Annotated in this window: 6 protein-coding genes; 5 read left to right on the top strand and 1 reads right to left on the bottom strand. The window is 70.4% G+C overall.

The window, feature by feature from the left end:
- The first annotated feature begins 303 nt into the window (after nt 1-303).
- The 4 genes from AB0D12_RS40840 to AB0D12_RS40855 all read left to right on the top strand — a co-directional run bounded on the left by AB0D12_RS40840 (nt 304) and on the right by AB0D12_RS40855 (nt 2797).
- On the top strand, nt 304-852 hold the full coding sequence (locus tag AB0D12_RS40840) for a single-stranded DNA-binding protein (RefSeq protein ID WP_362695057.1): 549 nt from the start codon (nt 304-306) through the stop codon (nt 850-852).
- Nucleotides 853-1119: 267 nt separating this feature from the next.
- Nucleotides 1120-1770, top strand: a complete 651-nt coding sequence (locus tag AB0D12_RS40845) for a DNA-processing protein DprA (RefSeq protein ID WP_362695072.1) — start codon at nt 1120-1122, stop codon at nt 1768-1770.
- Between the two features lie 366 nt (nt 1771-2136).
- The gene (locus AB0D12_RS40850) at nt 2137-2364 is read left to right on the top strand and encodes a hypothetical protein (protein ID WP_362695060.1); all 228 of its coding nucleotides are present in this window, start codon (nt 2137-2139) and stop codon (nt 2362-2364) included.
- A gap of 79 nt (nt 2365-2443) precedes the next feature.
- Nucleotides 2444-2797, top strand: coding sequence for a hypothetical protein (locus tag AB0D12_RS40855; RefSeq protein ID WP_362695063.1), 354 nt, complete (start codon nt 2444-2446; stop codon nt 2795-2797).
- A gap of 15 nt (nt 2798-2812) precedes the next feature.
- Here the strand turns inward: AB0D12_RS40855 and AB0D12_RS40860 are convergent, their stop codons facing one another.
- Nucleotides 2813-4030, bottom strand: coding sequence for an RNA-guided endonuclease TnpB family protein (locus AB0D12_RS40860; RefSeq protein WP_362695066.1), 1218 nt, complete (start codon nt 4028-4030; stop codon nt 2813-2815).
- Nucleotides 4031-4195: 165 nt separating this feature from the next.
- Here AB0D12_RS40860 and AB0D12_RS40865 point away from each other — a divergent pair, with 165 nt between their 5' ends.
- Nucleotides 4196-5101, top strand: coding sequence for a hypothetical protein (locus AB0D12_RS40865; protein WP_362695069.1), 906 nt, complete (start codon nt 4196-4198; stop codon nt 5099-5101).
- The last annotated feature ends 494 nt before the right edge of the window (nt 5102-5595 follow it).

The following is a 5595-nucleotide window of genomic DNA, read 5'->3' on the forward strand; positions in this document are numbered from 1 at the left end:
ACTGGTCACACTGGCGCAGACTCAGCCAGACACGCGCCCGCAACAGCCACTACAAACAACGCGGACACACCCCGTAACTGTGATTGCAGTACTAGACGGCACCGGGGCCTGGGGGCAGCGCGCTGCCCCCAGGCCCCGGCCTGAGACGTCGACTGATCCTCCACACACACCCTGCGGCCGGCCTCGCCGGGGCGGGTGTTCCCATCCGGAAGGAAAAGGGGATTACACCCGCCCTTTATTTCAGTATTATGGAACCTGTTCGTCGGCACTGTCAGAACGTTCGTCGCATCGAGGAGTACCTCCATGAGCGGAGAGACCGCCGCCGTCGTCCGTGGCCGCGTCTACGGAACCGTGCAGCTGCGCCACACCGAACGTGGCACGCCCGCCGCCCGGTTCACCGTGGTGCAGGTCCCGCGCGAGTACGACCGTGCACGCGGCCAGTGGCGCGACGGGGAACCGGTCCCGGTCATCTGCACCGTCACAGGCCCTCTTGCCCGGCAGGTCGCCGAATGCCTCACCGACGCCGTGCACGTGATCGCCACCGGGAACGTGGCCCTGCGCGACAACGCGCTCTATCTCGACTCCGCACAGGTCGGCGTGGACCTCGCCCACCACGTCGCCTGCATCGACGACACCTTGCCTGCCGTCCTTGCCGGACGCGCCCCCGCTCGGGCCCCGCGTGCGGCCGCCACTCCCGCACCCCCGCCGGCTCACCGCGCCGCACCGGCCCACCCCACCACGGCAACCCGCCCGGCTCCGGTCCCGGCCGCAGCGCCGGAGACCGACTGGTGGCAGTCCGCGCCGCGCACGTCCTGGGACGCCGCCACCGCGCCCAGCCGCACCGGGCGCTGACCGCGCCCTCGATCCAGCACACCACCCATCGCGACACCGGCATCCCGCCGACCGCAGCCCCGTCACGGAGGTTCGCCGTGCCCAGCCCCGCCCGGCCCGAACGCGCCGCCCGCGCCGCACTCGCCGCTTACTTCGCCCCTGCTCAACTCGCCTCCGAGCTGGCCCAGTTCTCCGCCCAGGAGGTCTGGGAGCAGCGCGTCCGCCACGACAACAGCGGACGCCTGGCCCAGTACAGCCGACCGACGAACTCGCCAACGCGCAGCTGTCCTGCCAGTTCATCATCCCCTCGGACAGGTCTGGCCCGCCGCCCTGGCCGACCTCGGGCCCGACTGCCCGCTGGGCCTGTGGGCCCGCGGAGGCGACCAGCTGCCGCAGCTCACCGTCAGCGCCGTCGCGGTGACCGGCAACCGCAACGCGACCGAGCAGGCCATCACCCGTGCGCAGGTCTTCGCCACCGCCATCGCCGAGGCCGGTCACACGGTCACCGCTACGCTCGCGTGCGGCGTCGACGCAGCCGCCCACCGGGCCGCCGCCCTGGCCGGACGGGCGACGCTCGCCGTCCTGCCGCGCGGCCTGGACCGCGCCCACCCGCACGACCACGCCCAGCTGCTGAGCTCCGTCCCCGCGACCGGCGGCGCGGTGGTCAGCCTCTACCGGCCCGGCACAGAGGCCAGCGGAGCGACGCTCAGGGCCAGTGCGACCCTGCTCGCCGCGCTCGTGCGCGCGGTGATCCTCATCGAGGCCCTTGACCACGCCGAGGCGGCGATGCACACCGCCCAGGTCGCAGCCGACCTCCACCGGCCCCTGCTCGCCCCGCCCGCCACCAAGGACGTACGCGCCGACGGAAGCGCCCGTCTGCTCGCCGAGCAGCGCGCCGTCCTGGTCCCGGACCCCGCGCGAGCGCTCGCCCTGCTCTGACATCCCCAACCGCCCCCGTGCCCGGCCGTTCACCGCCGGGCACGGGCCCGCCTCAGAAGGTTTGACGGACCGCAATGTCCCGCACCGCGTACACGCCGTCGCTGCCCGACCTCAGCACCACCGAAGACCTTGACACCGTCATCAACTGGGGTCTCGGAGCCGACTCCACCGTCTATCTCGCACGGATGCTCACCGACCCCGCCGCGCACGACATCGACCTGGAGCGCACCGCCGTCCTCTACGTGGCCACCGGCAGCGAGTGGCCCGTGTTCCTGTGCGCTGTGCGGCTTCGCGTCCCGGCACGACCTGCTGCTCTCCACCGGCCGGCGGCCGCGGCTGGCCGGTTTGTACGCCGAGGTCGAGCAGGTGCGAGGCGACAGCTTCCGCGCGGACTGGCGCATCACCGATCTGATCCGCCACGCCAACACATGCGGGGCGCCCGACCCCGGAGTCGTCTGCCCGGACGACGGCCCGGAGTTCACTGCCCTGCAAAACCAGGTGCGGGCAATGCTCAAGAACGAACCGCGCAAGGAACCTGATCTGGCCCGCAAGGACGGCCGCGCACTGTGCGACGGCTGCACCGCCCACAGCTGATACCCGCCGTGTGCCGCGGCCGAGTTCGTCCGGCCCCGGCCCGGCACACGCCCCCTTACAGTGGATGAAGGAGATGACCATGGACACCAACCCCACCGCCCTGCTTCTCGACCTCGCCGCCAGCGCCCAGGACCTGAGTGACCGGGACGCGCTGCAGGACCTTCTCGCCACAGGCCACCGCGCCTGGTGCGAGGGCGTCGCCGACGTCCAATCCGGCATCCGCCGGGAGGCCGCGAACCTGTCCGACGCCCGGCTCGCCGAGCGCTGCTCTGCAGCGGGCGCTCCGTGGGAAGAGGGGATGACGCGCGGCGAGGCGGTCTCCGCCCTCGTGTTCGCGACCTGGGATGCCGCGCCGGCCGCCATGGCCTACACGGAGCTGGAAGAGCGCGCCGCACTCTTCGGTGTCTGCCTTGTTGGCGAGGAACTTCTTTGACTTCCACTCCCCGCTCTAAAGGGCGGGGGTCCCTACCACGGTCGGCTGACCGTCTCGGCGGGTTCCTGCTTCAACACGCTGCGCCGGTACAGGTACCGGGCTTACCTGCGCTCGACAGGCTGTCACGGCCAGTCCGGCCGCCTTGGCGACGTTGACCGCCGCGTTGATGTCTCTGTCCAGGACGACTCCGCAGGCTCCGCATGTCCACTGCCGGATGTGCAGGGGCTTCGGGCCGTCCTTCACACCGCACGCTGAGCAGACCTGCGACGTCGGCTCGAACCGGCCGATACGTACAAAGGTGCGCCCGTACCGTGCGGCCTTGTACTCCAACATGGCGAGGAACGCCGACCAGCCGGCGTCGTGCACGGACTTGGCCAGGTGCGTGGGGGCGAGACCTTTGACCGCCAAGTTTTCAACGGCAACCGCTTGGTTCTCGCGGATGATCGTCGTTGAAAGCTGGTGGTGGAACTCCCGCCGTGCATCGGCCACCCGTGCGTGAGCGCGAGCCACCTTGTGCCAGGCCTTCTCCCTGTTCTTGCCGCCCTTCTCCTTGCGGGAGAGCGAGCGCTGAGCGTCCTTGAGTTTCCTCTCCGCCCGGCGCAGGAAGCGCGGGGCGTCGATCTTCCGCCCGTCGGACAGGACTGCGAAGTGCCCCAGGCCCAGGTCTATGCCAACCTCGGGCGTTGTCTCGGGCAGTACCTCGGACGGTTCGGTCTCTACAACGAACGAACAGAAGTACCGGCCCGCGCTGTCCTTGATCACCGTCACCGCGGACGGGGTGGACGGTAGGGAGCGGGACCACTTCACTCGGACGTCTCCGATTTTCGGCAGGCGCAAGCCGCCGCCGGGAGTGATCGACCAACGGGCGTTGGCGGTGAACCTGACGGCCTGCCGCGTGTCCCTCTTCGACTTCAATTGGGGCGGCCCCATCTTGGGGCGCTTGCCCTTCAGGCCGTTGAAAAAGTTCCGGTACGCCCCGTCCAGATCCCGGAGGGACTGTTGCAGCACGACGGCCGAGACTCCCCCGAGCCATGCCCGCTCCGGGGTCTTCTTCGCCTCGGTCAGCCGCTTACTCAGCTCCGCCGTAGTGACGAACGGCAGGCCGGCAGCACGGGCGTCCTCACGAGCGCGAAGCCCGTCATTGAAGACAACCCGCGCGCACCCGAACGCCCTGGCCAGCGCGGCACGGTGAGGCCCGTTCGGATACAGGCGGAACGAGTACCTGAGCTGCATGAGAACACCCCCCTTCGACTGGTGATCAACATAGTGCCGGCCACTGACAACGGAGCGAGGCTCGGCGCTGGGCTGGACACGAACCCACCGGCTTTGGCATTATCGAACCTGTCGCGCTCGACCGGGTGTCGGCACCGCCTTGCTGATCCTTTCAAAGGGGCCCAGATGTCTCCCGCCGAGCGGCTCCTGGACACCATGCAGATCGTGTCCGAGTTCGGCGCGAGCAAGCCCCGGATCAGTGAGTGGAGCAACAACCCGGACAGCGGATTCCCCGCGGTCGCGCACACCGAGGGCCGCAAGCGGTTCTGGCGGTACGACGAGGTCGCGGCGTTCTTCGCGCAGCGCGCACCGAAGAAGCGCACGCTGCCGGCCGCGGTACTCGAGGCCGACCAGGACGAGCTGCTGAGCAAGCGGGAGGTGGCCAAGCTCCTCGGCTACACCCGTACCTCCACCATCGACGCCTACTTCCGCGACCGGCCCGGGTACTTCCCCGACCCCGACGAGGACATCGACGGCCCGATGTGGCGCCGCGGCACGATCGTCGCCTGGGCTACCAGCCGCCCCGGCAAGGGCCGGCGCAGCTCCGCCCCGGCCGCCGCGCTGCCCCCAGTTCCAGTCGACGGGAACCCCGACGAGCTGCTCGGTACGGCCGAGGTCGCAAGCCTGTTCGGCTACGGCAGCGTCGCTTCCTTCTCCAGCGCCCTCTACCAGGGGCGCATCCCCGAGCTCCCCGAGCCGGACACCCTGGAGAGGGAGGAGGGTAGCCGCGGCGGGGCCCGCAAGAAGTGGCGCCGGGCTACCGTCGTCGCCGCCGCCCGCAAGCGCGGTGTGCTGCCGGCCGCCGACCAGGACGAGAACGAGGACCTGGTCGGCGCCGCCGAAGCGGCCCGGATCCTCGGGTACAGCAACGCCGACAGCTTCATCAGCGCGCTCGGGCACGGGCTCCTGCCCGATCTCGAGCAGCCCGACGGGTTCGAGTACCGCCGCGGCAGTGCCGGCCGACCGCGCCAGCAGCGTTGGAGACGCTCCCGCCTCGAGGAGCTGGCCGCCCGCCGGTCCTCGACGCCCTGACTACAGCGCGCCGAACCGCGTTTCACGCGGGATACCGTAAGACCGCGGCCTCTGGTTTAAGGGATCGACGAACTCCCGGCGGGCCAGGCGCCGCACGATGGCCGGTATGGAGAGGCCAGCCACCTCTCCGCCGCGAAGCCGCACGGCTTCGCGGCACCGGCCATCGCCGTTTCCTGAACGCTCCCGCGCATGCCGCCCCGAGCTCCTCTCCAGGTTCCGGAGTGATCACATGCCCAGGCAATTGAGCGACTGAAGGCGGCCTGGCCGCAGATTCCCAGCACGCTGAAGTGACCCATGGCGGCGCGAGTTCGGCCTTGGGGACCAGCGCTACAGCCGTTGGCGCTGATGAGGGTGGCTCTCCGTGCGTAGGTAGCTCTCAGCCCCAGGGCCGCCCGCGCATGCTGCCCGGAACGCTTTGCGTCCCGGGCCGCGGGCGCGGGGGGGCGGGCCGCTACGGGGGGGATTAGTGGTAGGTAAGGATGAGACCAACACAA

It is taken from the genome of Streptomyces sp. NPDC048479 (genome assembly GCF_040651435.1).
Taxonomy (GTDB): domain Bacteria; phylum Actinomycetota; class Actinomycetes; order Streptomycetales; family Streptomycetaceae; genus Streptomyces.

What these genes read in the sequence shown, in the direction of transcription:
- AB0D12_RS40840 (WP_362695057.1), top strand. Translation starts at nt 304, where the DNA reads ATGAGCGGAGAGACCGCCGCCGTCGTCCGTGGCCGCGTCTACGGAACC.
- AB0D12_RS40855 (WP_362695063.1), top strand. Translation starts at nt 2,444, where the DNA reads ATGGACACCAACCCCACCGCCCTGCTTCTCGACCTCGCCGCCAGCGCC.
- AB0D12_RS40860 (WP_362695066.1), bottom strand. Translation starts at nt 4,030, where the DNA reads ATGCAGCTCAGGTACTCGTTCCGCCTGTATCCGAACGGGCCTCACCGT.
- AB0D12_RS40865 (WP_362695069.1), top strand. Translation starts at nt 4,196, where the DNA reads ATGTCTCCCGCCGAGCGGCTCCTGGACACCATGCAGATCGTGTCCGAG.